Annotated in this window: 13 protein-coding genes; 6 read left to right on the top strand and 7 right to left on the bottom strand. The window is 72.8% G+C overall.

Annotated elements, in window-relative coordinates; translation table 11 throughout:
- Positions 1-24: 24 nt before the first annotated feature.
- Genes AB0H71_RS09590 through AB0H71_RS09600 form a run of 3 tightly spaced genes read right to left on the bottom strand, consistent with a single transcriptional unit; the run spans position 25 to position 3,033 of the window.
- Positions 25-387, bottom strand: coding sequence for a DUF3054 domain-containing protein (locus AB0H71_RS09590; RefSeq protein WP_357017240.1), 363 nt, complete (start codon positions 385-387; stop codon positions 25-27).
- Positions 388-422: 35 nt separating this feature from the next.
- Positions 423-1,508: a YbhN family protein gene (locus AB0H71_RS09595; protein ID WP_357017244.1), complete on the bottom strand. Its 1,086-nt coding sequence runs from the start codon at positions 1,506-1,508 to the stop codon at positions 423-425.
- Between the two features lie 4 nt (positions 1,509-1,512).
- Positions 1,513-3,033, bottom strand: coding sequence for an adenylate/guanylate cyclase domain-containing protein (locus AB0H71_RS09600; protein WP_357017247.1), 1,521 nt, complete (start codon positions 3,031-3,033; stop codon positions 1,513-1,515).
- Between the two features lie 110 nt (positions 3,034-3,143).
- Between AB0H71_RS09600 and AB0H71_RS09605 the strand changes: the two genes are divergently transcribed.
- From AB0H71_RS09605 to AB0H71_RS09620, 4 genes are all read left to right on the top strand, one after another.
- The gene (locus AB0H71_RS09605; RefSeq protein ID WP_357017250.1) at positions 3,144-4,457 is read left to right on the top strand and encodes an AI-2E family transporter; all 1,314 of its coding nucleotides are present in this window, start codon (positions 3,144-3,146) and stop codon (positions 4,455-4,457) included.
- Complete coding sequence (locus AB0H71_RS09610; RefSeq protein ID WP_357017253.1) at positions 4,435-5,700, top strand: DUF5931 domain-containing protein; 1,266 nt, start codon at positions 4,435-4,437, stop codon at positions 5,698-5,700. Before AB0H71_RS09605 ends, AB0H71_RS09610 begins: the two co-directional genes overlap by 23 nt.
- The gene (locus tag AB0H71_RS09615; RefSeq protein WP_357017255.1) at positions 5,697-6,356 is read left to right on the top strand and encodes a response regulator transcription factor; all 660 of its coding nucleotides are present in this window, start codon (positions 5,697-5,699) and stop codon (positions 6,354-6,356) included. The genes AB0H71_RS09610 and AB0H71_RS09615 overlap by 4 nt, the downstream gene beginning before the upstream one ends.
- Before the next feature lie 193 nt (positions 6,357-6,549).
- The gene (locus tag AB0H71_RS09620) at positions 6,550-7,203 is read left to right on the top strand and encodes a DUF1707 domain-containing protein (RefSeq protein WP_357018459.1); all 654 of its coding nucleotides are present in this window, start codon (positions 6,550-6,552) and stop codon (positions 7,201-7,203) included.
- Here AB0H71_RS09620 and AB0H71_RS09625 read toward each other — a convergent pair whose 3' ends face one another.
- A complete protein-coding gene (locus tag AB0H71_RS09625) occupies positions 7,204-8,397 on the bottom strand; it encodes a helix-turn-helix transcriptional regulator (protein ID WP_357017258.1) in 1,194 nt (397 codons plus the stop codon). It abuts the gene before it with no gap.
- A 288-nt stretch (positions 8,398-8,685) separates the two neighbouring features.
- Between AB0H71_RS09625 and AB0H71_RS09630 the strand changes: the two genes are divergently transcribed.
- Complete coding sequence (locus AB0H71_RS09630; protein ID WP_357017261.1) at positions 8,686-9,138, top strand: hypothetical protein; 453 nt, start codon at positions 8,686-8,688, stop codon at positions 9,136-9,138.
- A 537-nt stretch (positions 9,139-9,675) separates the two neighbouring features.
- Positions 9,676-11,379 carry a DUF2339 domain-containing protein gene (locus tag AB0H71_RS09635; protein ID WP_357017264.1) on the top strand — a complete coding sequence of 568 codons (1,704 nt, stop codon included), beginning with the start codon at positions 9,676-9,678 and terminating at the stop codon, positions 11,377-11,379.
- 7 nt (positions 11,380-11,386) lie between these two features.
- Here the strand turns inward: AB0H71_RS09635 and AB0H71_RS09640 are convergent, their stop codons facing one another.
- Genes AB0H71_RS09640 through trmB form a run of 3 tightly spaced genes read right to left on the bottom strand, consistent with a single transcriptional unit; the run spans position 11,387 to position 16,214 of the window.
- The gene (locus AB0H71_RS09640) at positions 11,387-14,695 is read right to left on the bottom strand and encodes an MMPL family transporter (RefSeq protein WP_357017267.1); all 3,309 of its coding nucleotides are present in this window, start codon (positions 14,693-14,695) and stop codon (positions 11,387-11,389) included.
- Positions 14,695-15,405 carry an NYN domain-containing protein gene (locus AB0H71_RS09645; RefSeq protein ID WP_357017270.1) on the bottom strand — a complete coding sequence of 237 codons (711 nt, stop codon included), beginning with the start codon at positions 15,403-15,405 and terminating at the stop codon, positions 14,695-14,697. Before AB0H71_RS09645 ends, AB0H71_RS09640 begins: the two co-directional genes overlap by 1 nt.
- Positions 15,402-16,214 carry a tRNA (guanosine(46)-N7)-methyltransferase TrmB gene (gene trmB / locus AB0H71_RS09650; RefSeq protein ID WP_357017273.1) on the bottom strand — a complete coding sequence of 271 codons (813 nt, stop codon included), beginning with the start codon at positions 16,212-16,214 and terminating at the stop codon, positions 15,402-15,404. The genes AB0H71_RS09645 and trmB overlap by 4 nt, the downstream gene beginning before the upstream one ends.
- Positions 16,215-16,251: the final 37 nt, after the last annotated feature.

Genomic DNA, 16,251 nt, shown 5'->3' on the forward strand with positions numbered 1-16,251 from the left:
GCCCAGCGCCCGCACGGCGCGGGATCAGCCCAGTGCGGAGACGGCGGCGCGCCAGCCGAGCAGGAAGAGTGCGAGCACCCCTGCCGCCACCAGCACGAAGCTGAGCGCGGTGCCCTGACCGGAGACGGCGCGCAGCGCCATGCCGCCGGCCAGGGTCACCGCCCAGATCAGCACGCCGGAGGGCCAGAGCGCGGAGCCGTCGAAGGCCCCGGCGGTGCGCCGCGCCAGCAGCAGCGCGCCGAGCCAGCCGAGCGCGAGCCCGGCGGCGAACGGCCACGCCGTGCGCAGCAGCCCGGCCAGCACCGCCTCCTCGTGGCTGCGCCTGCCGATGGCGCAGAACAGGATCACCAGCACGACATCGACGAGCAGCGCCACCAGGGTCCTCACGGGCTCCGAGCGTACCGACCGGGCGCGTGGCCGGGTCAGAGCGGGCGGCGGGAGCTGAACTCCCGCTCGTACTCCGCCTCGTCGGCGTGCGGGGTGCGGAAGAGGAAGGCGAAGACGATCCAGCCGACAATTGCGACCAGCACGAAGCTCACCATGCGGTACACGAAGGCGGCGGCGACGGCCTGCGCGGCGGGCAGCCCGGCGGCGACGGTGAGCGCGTAGATCAGGGTGGCGTCCACGTAGACGATGCCCCCGGGCGCGAACGGGATCGAGCCGACCGCCTTGCCCGCCGCGAAGGCGATGAGCAGCCCGGCCCAGACCGGGTCGCCGCCGATGGCGTAGCAGGCGGCGCCGAGGCAGGCCACGTCGGCGAGCCGGTGCACCACCGCCCACGCCCCGACCAGCGCGCCGTCGCGGGGGCTGAGCCGCACCGACTCCAGCTGCCCGAGCATCTCGGTGACCTGGGCCAGGCCGTGCTCGCCCGGCTTCTTGCGCACCCGGTTGACGAGCGCGAGCCCGCGCCGGAGCAGCGCCTCCAGCGACCCGGGGCGGCGCGAGAGGTAGTTGCCCGCGGTGACCAGCGCGGCCACCGCCGCCAGCGTGAGCACCAGCTGGGCCGGGCCGATCCGGTCACCGGCCAGGATGGCGCCGCTCACCCCGAGCAGCGCGAGCCCGGCCGCGGCGACCACCCCGGAGAAGACCAGCTGCCAGGAGGCGACCACCGGGTTCGCCCCCCAGCGCCGGGTCTGCCGGTAGGTGAAGGCGGTGGAGAAGACCTGCCCGGCGGGGAGCGTCACCGACATGGCGGTGGCGCCGTAGACCACCGCCACCGAGCGCGACTGGCTCACCGGCACCCCGCCCGCGCGCAGCAGCTGCTTCTGCACCCGGCCGAATCCGCTCATCGAGAGCGCCTGCAGGACGACGCAGAGCGCCACCCAGCCCCAGTGGATCTCGGTGAGCTTCTGCCAGCTCTCGTGCAGCCGCGGCCAGAGGTAGACGCCCTCGCCGATCAGCAGCGCCGCCACCGCGATCCCGAGGAGCCAGCGCAGCCAGCGGGAACGGGCCGAGCGGTTCCGGACACGGCGCGCCGGGGTACCCACCCGTTCGCCGTTGGCCGTCACTGTCTCAGCCTATCCAACGGGCCTGTTCCGGGTCGGCGGCACCGCTCGCGCCGGCGTGCTCCCGCGGCCAGGCCAGCAGCGTCATCCGGCGGCGCCCGCGCAGCTGCACCTCCTCGCCGGTGACCCAGAAGCTCTGCTCCCCGTCGTCCGCGAAATACAGCGCGCTGCCGGAGGCGAGCACCCGCTCCGGGCGGTCCTTGGCGAGTTCGGTCAAGCGCGATGCCTCGTTCACCGGGTCGCCGATCACGGTGTACTCGAAGCGGTTGGCGGCGCCGATATTGCCCGCGACCGCCAGTCCGGCGGAGACCCCGATGCCGATGTCGAGCCCGGGCACCTCGCGCAGCGTCTCGCGCAGTTCGCGGGCGGCGGCGAGCGCGGCGGTCGGCGCGTCCGGGCGGTCCAGCGGGGCGCCGAAGATGGCGAGCGCGGCATCGCCGACGAACTTGTTGACGAAGCCGTGGTGCCGGTCGATGACGTCGACCACGATCCGGAAGAACTCGTTGAGCAGGCTGACCACCTCGGTCGGCGGCCGCTCGGCGGCGGTCGCGGTGGAGCCCACCATGTCCACGAAGAGCACCGCGACGAACCGGGTCTCGCCGCCCAGCTCGGTGCCGTAGTCGAGCGCGCGCTGCGCGACCTCCTCGCCGACGTGCCTGCCGAAGAGCTCCTGCAGCTGGCGGCGCTTGGCCGCCTCCTCCATCATCCGGTTGAAACCGACCTGGAGCAGCCCGATCTCGCTGCCGTCGAACACCTCGACCTGCACGTCCACCGAGCCGGCCTGCACCCGGTCGATGGCCTGGCTGAGCTGGCGCACCGGGTCGGAGATGCTGGAGCCGGTGAGCATGGAGAGCGCCAGCGCCTGCAGGATCACCACGCCGCAGAGCAGCAGGATCGAGACGGCGAGCGACTGCGCCGAGAACTTCACGTCCGAGGAGATCTGGGTGACGCAGAGCAGCACGATCGCGATGGTCGGCGCGAAGGTGCCCATGCCCCAGGTCATCGCCATCCTGGTGCCGACGCCGGGGGTCAGGGTGTGGTCGAAGGTGCCCTCGGTGAGCGCCTGCGCCGCCACCGGGCGCAGGATGCGCTCGCCGAGCATGTAGGTGAAGCCGAAGACGATGGTCGCCGCCATGCACTGGGTGACGATCACCGCCAGCGCCAGCTCCGGCGAGTCGAGCAGGATGAAGGCGGTCAGGATGCCGCCGCCCACCAGCCAGATGAGCAGGTGCACGATGGCCTGCCGGAGCGGGGCGTGCAGCGCGGCCATCTGCTCGCGCCTGCTCGGCGGCCCGCCGCGCATCTGCCAGCGCATGACCGGGCGCAGCATGAGCGCCGACGCCGTGAGGCTGAGCACACCGCCCGCGCCGAAGACGATCACCGGGATCAGCAGCCCGGTGCGCCGCGCCCCGGCCTGCTCGCCCTCGGGGACCGGCAGCCCGTACTGGATGAAAGCCCAGACCAGGATGGCGCCGAAGGCATTCGCCAGCAGCATGGAGGTCAGGTAGATCGGCCACCGCGTTCGCATGGTCTGTTTGACCGCTGCGATTGCTTCGAGGGGCGCCGACACGACAAACAATCTAGCGTTTCGATTCCGTGCGTACGGCAAGCGGCGGGTGCGGCGGATACGCTCGCGGCATGACCGAGGCAGCGACGAAGCCGGAGCGGCATCCGGCGGACGCGGTGCACCCGCTGGTCCGGCAGACCGCGGAGTGGTCCTGGCGGCTGCTGGTGATCCTGGGGGCCTTCCTCGCGCTCAGCATGATCGTGCAGCGGATGGCGACCGTGGTGATCCCGCTCGCCATCGCGCTGCTGGCGGCCGCGCTGCTCGCCCCGCTGGTGGATTGGATGCAGCGCCGCGGGCTGCCGCGGGCGGTCGGCGTGTTCGTCACGCTGCTCGGCTCGATCGGGCTGGTCGCCGGGGTGCTGACCTTCGTGGTCGAGCAGTTCGTCGACGGCGTGCCGCAGCTCTCCGACGAGGTCACCAACAGCATCCACACCATCCAGGACTGGCTGATCAACGGCCCGCCGCACCTCAGCGACGACCAGATCCGCAGCGCGGGCGACACCATCGTGCGCACCATCCAGGACAATCAGGACAGCGTGACCAGCGGCGCGCTCACCACCGCGACGGTGGTCGGGCACATCCTCACCGGCACCTTCCTGACGCTGTTCATCCTGATCTTCTTCCTCTACGGCGGCGACCAGATCTGGGAGTTCGTCACCCGGATCGTGCCGACCGCGCACCGCGCCCGCACCCGCACCGCGGGCAGGCTCGGCTTCGGCTCGCTCGTCGGCTTCGTCCGGGCGACCGTCGTGGTGGCCGCGGTGGACGCCATCGGCATCGGCGCCGGGCTGGCCATCCTCGGTGTGCCGCTGGCGCTTCCGCTCGGCTCGCTGGTCTTCGTCGGCGCCTTCATCCCGATCATCGGCGCCTTCCTCGCCGGGTTCATCGCGGTCTTCATCGCGCTGGTCACCAAGGGTTTCGTCACCGCGCTCATCGTGCTCGGCATCATCATCGCGGTCATGCAGCTGGAAGGGCATGTGCTGCAACCGCTGCTGCTCGGCCGCGCGGTGAGCATCCACCCGCTCGCCGTGGTGCTGGCGATCACCGCGGGCGTCGTGGTCGGCGGGATCGCGGGCGGGTTGCTCGCGGTGCCCTTCGTCGCGGTGATGAACACCGCCATCCGCTCGCTGCTCGCCGGGGAGCCGGAGGAGATGTTCGAGGAGATCAAACCCGTCTCGCCGGAGCACGGGCTGTACGACGCCGAGCCGGACGACATGCCCGCGCCGGAACGGCTCGAGTTGGACACCGTCGCCGCCGAGGAGGTCGCGCGGGACCGCCTGCGCAAGCGCGAGGGCGCCGCGGGCGCGTCGGAGGCAGGTGGCGAGGCGGTGGCACGGTCGGAGTCCGGCGGAGATGACGCCGATGAGCGACCCGCTCCCGGCTGACCCGGCAGGTACCGCCCGCCGGGCCGACGCGGCAGGTGCTGTCCGCCCGGCCGACCCGGCGGGCGTTTCGGCGGACTCGGCGGGCGCCGCCGTCGCCCCGCTCTGGCGCGCCGCGCAGGCATTCCGCCTGGTCACCCTGCTGTACGCGGTCGGGCAGCAGATCGCATCGGTGCCGAACTACCACAACCAGCGGTTGAGCTGGGTGCTGATCGCGCTCATGGCGGTGTGGTCCGGGGTGAGCGCGCTCATGCTGTCGCAGTGGCACTTTCCGGAGGTGGCGCGGCGGCTGCGGGTCTGGGTGGTGATCGGCGACCACGTGGTGGTGATCCTGCTGATCGCCTCGACCCGGCTGGTCGCCGATTACGGCTGGTACCACGGCCACCAGACCCTGCCGACCACGCTCTGGGCCACCAACGCGGTGATCTCCGCCGCCATCCTGCGCGGCCCGGTGGCCGGGGTGCTCTCCGGGCTGCTCATCGCCGCCGTCGCGCTGACCGTGCGCGACCAGTGGGGCAACGACGTCTGGACCGATGCCACGGTGCCGGTGCTGGTCTCGGTCGGGCTCGCGCTCGGGCTCGCCGCCGAGACCGCGCGCCGGGCGCAGGGCCAGGTGGAGCGCGCGGTGCGGCTCACCGCCGCCGCCGAGGAGCGCGAGCGGCTGGCCCGCGAGGTGCACGACGGCGTACTCCAGGTGCTCGCCTACATCAAGCGCCGCGGCACCGAGATCGGCGGCCCCACCGCGGAACTCGCGCGGCGCGCGGGCGAGCAGGAGGTGGCGCTGCGGGTGCTGCTCTCCGAGCAGGGCGCCCGGCCGCACGGCGCGCCCGGCGACGAGGTCGACCTGCGGCCGCTGCTCACCGCGCAGGCCCGCCCCGACGTCTCGGTCTCCACCCCCGGCGAGCCGGTGCTGCTCGGCCGCGCGGCCGCCACCGAGCTGGACGGCGCGGTGCGCAACGCGCTGGCGAACGTCGCGCAGCACGCCGGACCGGCGGCGAAGGCGTATGTGCTGCTGGAGGACACCGGCGACGAGCTCATCGTGAGCGTGCGCGACGACGGTGTCGGGATACCGCCCGGGCGGCTGGCCGAGGCCGAGGCGGAGGGGCGGCTCGGGGTGTCGCGCAGCATCGTCGGCAGGCTGGCCGCGCTCGGCGGCACCGCGGTGCTGCTCACCGAGGAGACCGGCGGCGTCGGCTTCGGCACCGAGTGGGAGTTCCGTATCCCGCTGCGCGGGGTGGCACCATGAACGGCGTGAGCGAAGTATCGGTCATGGTGGTGGACGACCACCCCATGTGGCGTGACGGGGTCTCCCGCGATCTCACCGAGGCGGGCTTCACCGTCGCCGCCACCGCCGACGGCGTCGGCACCGCCGCCCGCCGCGCCGCCGCGGTGCAGCCGGACGTCGTGCTCATGGATATGCAGCTCCTCGACGGCTCCGGCGCCCAGGCCACCGCCGAGGTGCTCCGGGTCTCCCCGCACAGCCGGGTGCTGGTCCTCAGCGCCTCCGCCGAGCGCGACGACGTGCTGGAGGCGATCAAGGCGGGCGCCACCGGCTACCTGGTGAAGAGCGCCTCGGCCACCGAGCTGATCGAGGCGGTGCGCGTCACCGCCGCCGGACAGCCGGTCTTCACCCCCGGGCTGGCCGGGCTGGTGCTCGGCGAGTACCGCCGGATCGCCACCACCCCGCCCGCCGCGGACGAGCCGCACCGCCCCGCGCTCACCGACCGGGAGACCGAGGTGCTGCGCATGGTCGCCAAGGGGCTCTCGGCCAAGCAGATCGCGGGCCGGCTCAACCTCAGCCACCGCACGGTGGAGAACCACGTGCAGGCCACGCTGCGCAAACTTCAGCTAGCGAACCGGGTGGAGCTCACCCGCTACGCCATCGAACAGGGTCTGGAGTAGGACACCGGTCTCCGGGTTCGCCCTGATGCCGCGGTACGGATTCCGTCGGTAATCTCGAAGGATGGGTGGGTCCGAGGCAGAGTCAGGTGAGGAGCCCCGCGTGCGCGAGTCAGGCCAGGTGGCGGATACGCGGGTGCAGCACATGCGCGAGCCGGGTCACGGCGAGCCCGCGCGCTCGTCGCACGGACACCAGGTGAGCGATCGGGAGCTGCGCGTCTCCGACGCGGAGCGGGAGCACGTCGGGCAATTACTGCAGCGCGCGGTCGGATTGGGCATGCTCTCGCTCGGCGAGTTCACCGAGCGCATGGACACCGCGCTGGCCGCCAAGACCCGCGGCGAACTCAATGCCGTGCTCATCGACCTGCCCGGCATGCGGCTGATCGGCCACCCCGCCGCGCCCTCCTCGACCTTCGTGAACACCACCCCCGGCCCCGGCTTCGCCCCCCGCCCGGCGCAGCCGCTCGCCGGCGACCACGGCTCGGTGATCAGGGCCAGGATGTCCGGCGTCACCCGCAGGGGCCGCTGGCAGGTGCCGCCGGTGCTCCGGCTGAACTCCTGGATGTCCTCGGTGACCCTCGACTTCACCCAGGCGATCATGACCACCCAGGTCGTCGAGCTGCACATGGACGACTACTGCAGCGGCCTCACCCTGGTCGTCCCCACCGAGACCACCGTCGACCTGAACAACATCGACCTGATCGGCTCCAGCATCAGCAACAAGGTGCGCACCGGCCCGCCCTTCGGCAGGCTGCACCTGATCGTGCAGGGCCGGGTGCGCTTCGGCTCGGTCACCGCGAAACACCCGCTCAGCGCGCACTGGCGCAAGCTGATGGGGTATCAGCACTGATCAGGCGTGCACACCGAGCCTGCGGGCGAAGGTGCGCAGCGGCAGCCTGCGGTCGTGGTCGAGCAGCTCGGAGACGATGTGCCTGGGCAGGGTCTGGTACTTGAGCCAGTCCGCGCCGCCCACCCGCTCGGCGTCGAGCAGGGTGTTCAGCGCGCGCTCGCGCTTGCCGGTGCGGGTCAGCGCGACCGCGGTGTCGGTGAGGTGCCTGGCCCGCGAGGCCTGCGGCAGCCCGCACCGCGCGGGCATGGTGGCGGCGGCCGCGAGCGCCTCCGGGTAGCGCTCGGCCGAGACGTTGACGTCCACCGTCTGCATGACCACCTGGGATGGGCCGAAGTAGGTCTCGTAATCGCGCCGGTCGGCACCGATCCGCCCGGCCACCTCGCTCGCCGCCTGGACCAGGGCGAGCGCCTCCGGCACCTCCTGCGCGCGGCCCGCCGCCGTCGCGCCCTGCAGCACCAGCGAGCCGTAGGCGGCCAGCTGCGGTGCCGCGGCCTCGCCCCCCGGCTCGAGCTCGGCCGCGGCACGCAGCGCGACTCCGCGCGACTCGGCGTACCGCCCCTGCACCAGCAACTGCCAGGCGACCGAGCCGCGAATCGTGCCGAGCAGCAGCGGATCGTCGCCGAGCTCGGCGGCGGTGAGCGCCTGCCGGATGGCGAGGAAGGCCGGATCGGTCTGGCCGAGATGCACCAGCGTGCAGCCGGTGACCCAGTACATCCGGGCCAGCAGCTCGTTGGCGGGCGCCACCGAGCCGTTGCGCGCGGCGTGCACCGTCGCGCGGAGCTGGGTGAGCCCGGTCGGCAGCAGCGAGGTGAGCAGTTCGTAGCGACCGGTCCAGTAGGCGCCCCAGGCGTACTCGACCGCGCGGCGGCCCTCGTCCAGATCGGCCGAGGCGTCGTCCGGGGCGGCGCCGAGCAGGTCGTCGACCGGGGTGAGCGCGCGGCGGATCGCGACGATGCCCGCGTCCGGGTCGGTGGAGGGGACGCCGCCCTGCTTCTTGCCGATCAGGTCGGCGATATCGACGTCGAGGGCGCGGGCGATCTTCTGCAGGCTCGCGATGGAGGCCGTCTGCCGCCCGCCCTGCTCCAGCTTGCGCACCAGATCGACGCTGACCCCGGCCTGGTCCGCCAGTTGCCGCTGGGTCAGCGCGCGACCGCGGAAGTAGCGGATCCGCACCCCGATCGCCGAATCGTCCATACCCACCCTGCCCCTTTGTTAAATCCAGGTTTCAGGATACGACGGTATGCCGCATCCGGGATGGTGAGTGGGACATTGCGTACGACTCGTTGACGTGTCTTTGGAATACCTTTGCCTTTCTGCAACTTTGACGACTGCAAAGGGCGGGCAACGAATGATCACCCATCCCGAGATCTTCGTAGGGGCCCGGAGCGCGGAACGCGCGACGTGGCCTGCGACACCGGAACAGCGACGGAGCTGCGGCCTACCACTACCCGGAAGCGGCGGCGCGGGGGAGGGATGAGGCCGATGTTCGAATCCTGTCATTCCCCGCACGACGTGGCCTACCTGCTGCGACATCGCTACGGGTTGCCGGTCCAGCTCTTCGCCGGCCGCCCGACCGTGAGCACCGGCTCGGTGCTCGGCGCCGTCGTCATGCCGCCCGAACTGGGCCGCGCCGTGCTGAACCGGCTGGAGCGCGAGCGCACCGCGCCGGTGATCGCCGACCCGGGCGAGGGTAGCTGGACCTTCCTCGTCACCCCGCCGATGCCGGCCGCGCCGCTGGACATCCGGGAGCGGCACACCCTCGCCGGGCACCGGGTGACCGTGGTGCCGAGCGGGCGTCACGTGATGCTGCCGACCACCGACACCGGCCTCGGGTACCACTGGGTCGGCGAACCCGGCGCGGGTGCGCTCGCCATGCCCGCGCGCGGCGCGGTGCTGGCCGCGGTGCACGCCGTCACCCGGATGACCGCCACGTAACCGCAGGTCGGGTAGATCCCGGCGGCGCGGCGGGGGTTTCTACTCATGCCGCCGGGTGCCCGCTGCGCCGACGATGGGTGCATGAGCACACTCATCGATCCGGCCCTGGTCGCGCGGCTGTCCGGGGAATTCACCGATCTGGGTACGCGCATGGGCGCACTCGGGCGCGATCTGGAGCTGCTTCGGGTCCAGATCGCGCCCGGCGCCGTCGATTCTCCGGCGGCGGGCGCTGAGGGGTCGGTCGCCGCCGGTTCTGCCGGGGGCGAGCCTCCGGCGCCGTCCGCGGCTTCCGCGCCCCCGGCGCCTGTTTCGTCGGTTGGTCCCGCGAGTGACCCGGCCGGTGTGTGGAGGCGGCCGGTGCCCGGTGCTCCGACGCAGGCCGGTTCCACCGGTGTCGTGCCCGGGGCACCGCAGACTGCGGCGAGTGGTCCGGCGGTCCCGCAGGCCGCGGTCGGTAATGCGGCGGTTCCGCCGACCGGCTGGCCGAATGCGGCCGGTGCTCCGCAGACCGGGTGGCGGCCCGCACCCGCCGGGGCGATGCCGCCGCCGCCCGGACCGCGCCAGCCGGTTCCGCCCAATGCCTGGCCGCGGCCCGGCGTCCCGCCGTACGGCCAGCTCCCACCGCCGCGCCCCCCGCGGACCACCCCACCGTGGTGGCAGCGCGAGGGCGTCGTCAGCCGCCTGCTCGCGGTCGCGGGCGTCGCCGTGACCCTGACCGGCGTCGTCATGCTGCTGGTCCTGGCCGCGCAGGCGGGCTGGTTCGGCCCGGTGCCGCGGGTCGCCGCGGGCGCGGTGTTCAGCGCGGTCCTGGTCGCCGCCGGCATCCGGGTCTCCGGCCGCGCGGGTGGCCGGGTGGGCGGAATCGCGCTCGCCGCCACCGGTATCGCCGGCGGCTACCTGGACGTGCTCGCCGTGACCACGCTGTACGGCTGGCTGCACCCGATCCCCGGCCTCGCGGTCGCCTTCGGTATCGCCGCGGGCGGCGTCGCGCTCGCCATGCAGTGGCGTTCGCAGCCGTTCGCGGTGCTGGTGGTCGCCGGCGTCGCGGTGCTCGCCCCGGCCTTGACCGGAGATCTCGCGCTGATCGCCTTCCTGATCGCGCTCATGGCCGCGTGCCTCCCGGTGCACCGCCGCTTCGACTGGCCGCTGCTGCAGATCGCCCGCACCCTGCCCGCCGTGCTCGCCACCCTGTGGGCCGTCGCCGACGCGGTGATCGACGACCCGGTCGGCGACCGCGTGCCCTGGATCCTGATCGGCGCCACCGTGATCGCGCTGCTCGGCGCGGTCGGCGTGGTCGACAGCGTGCGCCGCCGCCCGAAGGACATCGTCGCCACCGTCGCCTTCGGCCTCGCCACGGTGCCGCTGCTGAGCATGCCCGCGCTCTTCGACCGCCCCGCCGCGGCCGTCGTCTCCGGCATCACCGCCGCCGCGCTGCTCGGCGCCGCCGCCCTCACCTCCGCCGCTTCGCTGCGCATTCCGCTGCACACCAGGGCCACCGCCGCGGTGGCGGGCGCCCTCGCGCTGCTCGCCACCTGCGTCTCGGTGACCGCCGACGACACCCTGCCGATCGCGCTCCTCGCGGTCGCCGTCGCCTTCCTCGCCGTCGGCAGCCAGGCGAAGTCGCTACTCGCCGCGGTACTCGGCACCGCCTTCGGCGTCCTCGGCACCGGCCTGCTCTGCACCCTGGCGAACATCGAGACCCTCACCACACAGCGCCTCGCCGTCGACGACCTCGGCTTCGCCACCGCCGTCGCCGCGGTCCTCGCCGTCGCCGCCGCCGGGCTCGGCTTCCGCTGCCTGCGCACCGTCGCCCCGAACCGGGATACCGGCGCGGACTCGGTTTTCGGCGTCATCGCGGCCCTGATCGCGCTGTACGCCACCACCGTCACCACGGTCTCCATCGGCGTGGCGACCGGCGCCGAGGACGGCTTCGTCGCCGGGCACAGCGCCGCCACCATCCTCTGGATGGCGGGCGCCACCGCCGCGCTCTTCTCCGGCCTCCGGCTGCTCACCCGCGCCCCCGCCGCCGCCAAGGTCGCGCTGGTCGCCGGCCTGCTCGTCACCGCGGCGGCCCTGGCGAAGCTCTTCCTCTTCGACCTCGCCACCCTGGACGGGCTGGTCCGCGTCCTCGCCTTCCTCGTGGTCGGCGTCCTGCTCCTGCTCGCCGGGACCCGGTACGCCCGCGCCTTCGCCGAGGCCGCCGCCGAGCGGCAGGAGATCGCCGCGGAGCGGCAGGAGTGAACCGGTGCTACTCCCCGTCGCGCCTGCGCAGCAGTTCGTTCACGCTGACCGTCCGCCCGTCGTCGCCGGCCCGCGGCTCCTCGGCCGCGGTGATGCGGCGGCGGGAGGAGCGGAGTTCGGCCATCCAGTCCTCGATGCTGTTGCGGCCGTCCGTGCCCGGGGTGGGGGTTTCGGGGGCGGGGGCTTCCGCGGGGCCGCTGTTGCCGCCGCCGAGCTGGGTGGCGCCGGCGCCGCTCGGCGCGGCCTCGCCGAGCGGGGGCTCGGGGCGGCGCGGGCCGTGGTCGTCGGCGGGGGAGTGCGGCTGGGTCGGCTGGTCGACGGTGCGCGGGGGGAGGACGCGGGCGCGGCCCGTCGGGCGCGGCTGTGGGCGGGAGGGGTCGTGCGGGCCGGGGGGCATGACGCGGGGGCGCGGGGTGCCGGGGTCGGCCTGGCCGGTGGAGAGGTCGAGGAGCGGGGCCGCAGGCGGGCGGCCCGCGTCGGCGAGCCCGGAATCCGCACTGCCCGGACGACGGGTGCCCGGCTCGTCCGGCCGCGCCGGACCGCCTGATCGACCCGGATCACCGGGCCGCCCCTGCTCGTTCGCCCGCCCCGAGCTGCCGATTCGGCTCGGATCGCCCGGTTGTCCGGCAGCACCGGGCTGAACCGGCTCGCTCGGCCGAGCCGACATTCCGGGCCTGCTCGGATCGCCGAGCTGTCCGGCATCGGCCCGCACCGGCTGACCCGGTCGCGCTGAACTACCGGGCCTGCTCGGATCGCGCGGCTGACCGGCACCGAAACGCACCGGCTCACCCGGACGCGCCGCACCGCCGGGCTGCCCGGCGCCGCCGAGCGGCGCCGACTCACCCGAGCCGCCGATCCCGCCTGCCTGTCCGGCACCGCCGAGTGGCGCCGACTGACCCGGACGGACCGCCCCGGCCCGACCCGAATCGCCGGACTCATCCCCCTTCGCCCGGGAAACCGAAGGCCGCTTCGCGGGCCGCTCGTGCCGCCCGCCGATCCGCGCCGTCGGCGCCTCCGACTCGATCTCCTCGACCGTCCGCGGCCGCCGCGGCGTCTTCCGCAGCTTGCTGCTGGAAACGGCGGGCATGACCATGGTCACCGGGTCGGTGATCGGCGTGGTCTTCACCAGGTCGACCACGTCGTCACCGCCGGGCCGCTCGTCGGCGAGCAGCGGCTCACCGAGCCCGATCCGCTCCTGCATCCGCTTCATCCAGGCGGGGGCCCACCAGCAGTCGTCGCCGAGCATCTTCATGACGGCGGGGACGAGCAGCATGCGGAGCACGGTGGCGTCGATGAAGAGCGCGGCGACCATGCCGTAGGCGATGTACTGCATCATCACCAGGTCGGAGAAGGCGAAGGCGCCGGTGACGACGAGCAGGATGAGCGCGGCGGCGGTGATGATCCGGCCGGTGTGCGCGGTGCCGACCCGCACCGCCTCCGTGGTCGAGGCGCCCTTGCTGCGCGCCTCGACCATGCGGGAGAGCAGGAACACCTCGTAGTCGACGGAGAGGCCGTAGATGATCGCGATGATCAGCACGAGCACCGGCGACATGATGGGCTGCGGGGTGAAGTTGAGCAGCTCGGCGCCGTGGCCGTCGACGAAGATCCAGGTCAGGATGCCGAGCGTGGAGCCGAGGCCGAGCGCGCTCATGAGCGCGGCCTTGATCGGCAGCACCAGCGAGCCGAAGGTCAGGAACATGAGCAGCGTGGTCACGAAGAGTACGAGCGCGATCATCAGCGGCAGCGTGCCGAGCAGCGCGTCGATGCTGTCCTTCTGAATGGTCGGCTGCCCGCCGACCAGCATGGTCACGCCGTCGGGGACCTCGATCGAGCGCAGGTACTCGATCGTCGGGTCGGCGTTCTCCGAGTCGGCCAGGGTCGCGTTGGTGCGGAAAACATCCGCGTGGGTCTGCGACTTGGTCGGGATCTCGAACGGAGCACCGAGCCCCGGCGCCTGGTTGACCTCCTTGAGCACCCGCCCGATGGCGGTGGTGTCCTCGGAGACGAAGATGATCTGGATCGGATCGGACTTGCGCAGCGGGAAGATCTGGTCGAACTCGGCCTGCGCGAGCCGGGTCGCGTTGTCCGGCGGCAGGTAGCGCTCGTTGATGCCGCCGAAGGCCAGGTTCTTCACCGGGATGATGAGCAGCAGCAGGATGATCGTGATCGGGATGGCGATCTTCAGCGGGTGCCGCATGACCCAGCGGGTGGTGCGGCCCCACAGGCTGTTCTCCACCTCCTCCGCGGTCTTGGTGGCGCGGAACCGCTTGAGCCCGAGCGCGTCGACCCGCTTGCCGAGGATGGCGAGCATGGCGGGGAGCACGGTGAGCGCGGTGACCGCGGCCAGCGACACCGTGGCGATGGCGCCGTAGGCCACCGACTTCAGGAAGCCCTGCGGGAAGAGCAGCATGCCGCCGAGGCTCGCGATGATCATGGTCGCGGAGAACACGACGGTCCGGCCCGCGGTCATCACCGAGCGCCGCACGGCGGCCCTGGTGTCGTACCCCTCGGCGCGCTCCTCGCGGAACCGGCTCACGATGAAGAGCCCGTAGTCGATCGCCAGCCCGAGCCCGATCATCGAGACCACCGGCGAGACGAAGGAGTTCACCTCGGTGAAGTGCGTCAGGAAGCGCACGATGCCCCACGCGCCGATGACGGTGAGCCCACCGACCACCAGCGGCAGCGCGGCCGCGACGAGCCCGCCGAAGACGAAGAAGAGCAGCACGCCGACGGCGGGGATGGCCAGCAGCTCCATCCGCTTCTGGTCCTCGGCCATGGTGTCGTTCAGCGTGCCGGCCACCGGCTGCAACCCGGCCACCTGGACATCGATGCCGTCGATCTGGAAAGCGTCCTTGACGGTGCGGTAGTTGCGCACCATCGTGGTGTCGTCGTCGCCGACGATGGCGACCGAGGCGAAGGTGTACTTCTTGTCCTTGGAGCCGAAGGTGAGCGGCGAGGCCTGCCCGGTCTCGGTCTGCCAGTAGGCGCCGTTGATCTTCGCGATCTGCTCCGGGTGCTCGCGCGGCAGCCGGTTCAGGCTCTCGACGATCTTGTCCCGGAAGGCCGGGTCCTCGATCGTCGTCCCCTCCGGGGCGGTGTACAGCACGATCACGTCGCTGTTGTGGTCGCGGCCGAAGGCCTCGTCCGAAATGCGCGCGGCCTGAGCCGATTCCGAGGTGGGGTCGTCCCACCCGCTGGAGCTCAGGTGATCGCCGAGGCCGAGGCCGTACCCGCCGAGGGCGAGCAGCGCCGCGCTGACGATTCCGAGAACGAGGAAGCGCAGCTTGAAGACCAGATCGCCCCAGCGTGTGAACACTAAGCGACTCCTTGGGCGGGGCGAGAGGTGAGCAATGCCGAGAGCGGCCGGAACGGCTGCAGCCAGGCACCCTCGTCGGGCAGCGAGTCGAGGCTCACCCGGGGCAGGGGTTCACGGAACACGCCCGGGATGTCCTCGAGGTCGATGAACTCGAGGGTATCGGATGTGACGGCCCAACTCGCATGCTCCCGGAAGCCGAGCACCTGGGCCGGGACCCCGGCTGCGGCGAGCCGCTCCAGCGGCTCCCGAAACGCCTGACCATCGGCGGAGGCGACCATGATTCCGGCCAGCCCGCCGCCGCGGTTGCGGTGCTCGATATGGGCCAGCATGTCGGCGTCGACGTCGGAATCCTCGTCGATCTTGGGTTTGGCGAAAACCGCATATCCGACGTTGCGCAGCGCCTCGACCCACGGCCGCACCACATCGGCGGTGCCCGGCGCGATATTGGTGAAGACCGTCGCCTCCGGCTCCACCCGCTGCGGGCCGCCGGCGGAGAGCTCCGCGGTGCGGGCGAGCAGCCAGCGGCCGAGCGCGTCGAAGCGGGGCCGGTAGGCGGCGGTCGGGCGGCCGCCGAGGATGGCGCCGAGCCCCATGTCCAGGTTCGGCGCGTCCCAGACCAGCAGCACCCGGCGGACCGCGGCGGGCGCGTCACCGCCCTTGGCGCCGCCGGCAACCTCCACCTCGTCGTGGGTCGTGTCGCTGACGCTCATGACCCGATCTTCCCCCACACCAGCTCGGTGATGGCGCTACCGGCGCGATGTGCCTTGCTCTCGAACTTGGTGACCGGGCGTTCCACCCCGATCAGGGCGGATTCGGCGAGCCGCGCCGAATCGCCGCCGGTGGCGTCGTTCAGCCCGGTCAGCCGGGGCTCGCCGGCCCCGACCTCGGCGATCTGCTCGGCGTACTCGGCGTGGTCGGTGGCGACGTGCAGGGTGCCGCCCGGGATCAGCCGGTCGGCGATCAGCGCGACGGTGGCGGGCTGCAGCAGCCGCCGCTTGTGGTGCCTGGCCTTGGGCCACGGGTCCGGGAAGAACACCCGGACCCCGGTGAGCGAGGCGGGGGCGATCATGTTCTCCAGCACATCCACCGCGTCGCCGCGGAGCAGCCGGATATTCGGGATCCGCTCCTGCTCGACCCGCTGCACCAGCTGGGCCAGCCCGGGCCGGTAGACCTCGATGCCGATCAGGTTCAGCTCCGGCTCGGCCTGCGCCATGAGCGCGGTCGCGGTGCCGGTGCCGCAGCCGATCTCCACCACCAGCGGCGCCTCCCTGCCGAACCAGGCGGTGGCGTCGAGCGGCTCGTCGGCGACCTCGCGGCCGATCACCGGCCAGGTGCGATCCCAGCTCAGCTGCTGATTCGGGGTCAGCGCGCCGCGGCGGGAGCGGAAGCTGGTGACCCGCGGGTAGAGCCGGGAGGCGGCACCGTGGCGTGGCTCGCGGGCCGGGGCTGTGGACGGCAGGCCCGGAACCGACTCGGCAGTGTGGTTGGCGGCGTCGTTCACGCCCCCATTGTCCAGCATCCCGCGAGCACGTCGGCAGCCGACCGCGCTCGCGGCG

The sequence above is a fragment of the Nocardia sp. NPDC050697 genome (assembly GCF_040654395.1).
GTDB lineage: Bacteria > Actinomycetota > Actinomycetes > Mycobacteriales > Mycobacteriaceae > Nocardia.

Bases quoted from the DNA above. Each gene is read 5' to 3' on its own strand.
- AB0H71_RS09600 (WP_357017247.1), bottom strand. From the start codon at position 3,033: ATGCGAACGCGGTGGCCGATCTACCTGACCTCCATGCTGCTGGCGAAT.
- AB0H71_RS09605 (WP_357017250.1), top strand. From the start codon at position 3,144: ATGACCGAGGCAGCGACGAAGCCGGAGCGGCATCCGGCGGACGCGGTG.
- AB0H71_RS09610 (WP_357017253.1), top strand. From the start codon at position 4,435: ATGAGCGACCCGCTCCCGGCTGACCCGGCAGGTACCGCCCGCCGGGCC.
- AB0H71_RS09615 (WP_357017255.1), top strand. From the start codon at position 5,697: ATGAACGGCGTGAGCGAAGTATCGGTCATGGTGGTGGACGACCACCCC.
- AB0H71_RS09625 (WP_357017258.1), bottom strand. From the start codon at position 8,397: ATGGACGATTCGGCGATCGGGGTGCGGATCCGCTACTTCCGCGGTCGC.
- AB0H71_RS09630 (WP_357017261.1), top strand. From the start codon at position 8,686: ATGTTCGAATCCTGTCATTCCCCGCACGACGTGGCCTACCTGCTGCGA.
- AB0H71_RS09635 (WP_357017264.1), top strand. From the start codon at position 9,676: ATGCCGCCGCCGCCCGGACCGCGCCAGCCGGTTCCGCCCAATGCCTGG.
- AB0H71_RS09645 (WP_357017270.1), bottom strand. From the start codon at position 15,405: ATGAGCGTCAGCGACACGACCCACGACGAGGTGGAGGTTGCCGGCGGC.
- trmB (WP_357017273.1), bottom strand. From the start codon at position 16,214: ATGCTGGACAATGGGGGCGTGAACGACGCCGCCAACCACACTGCCGAG.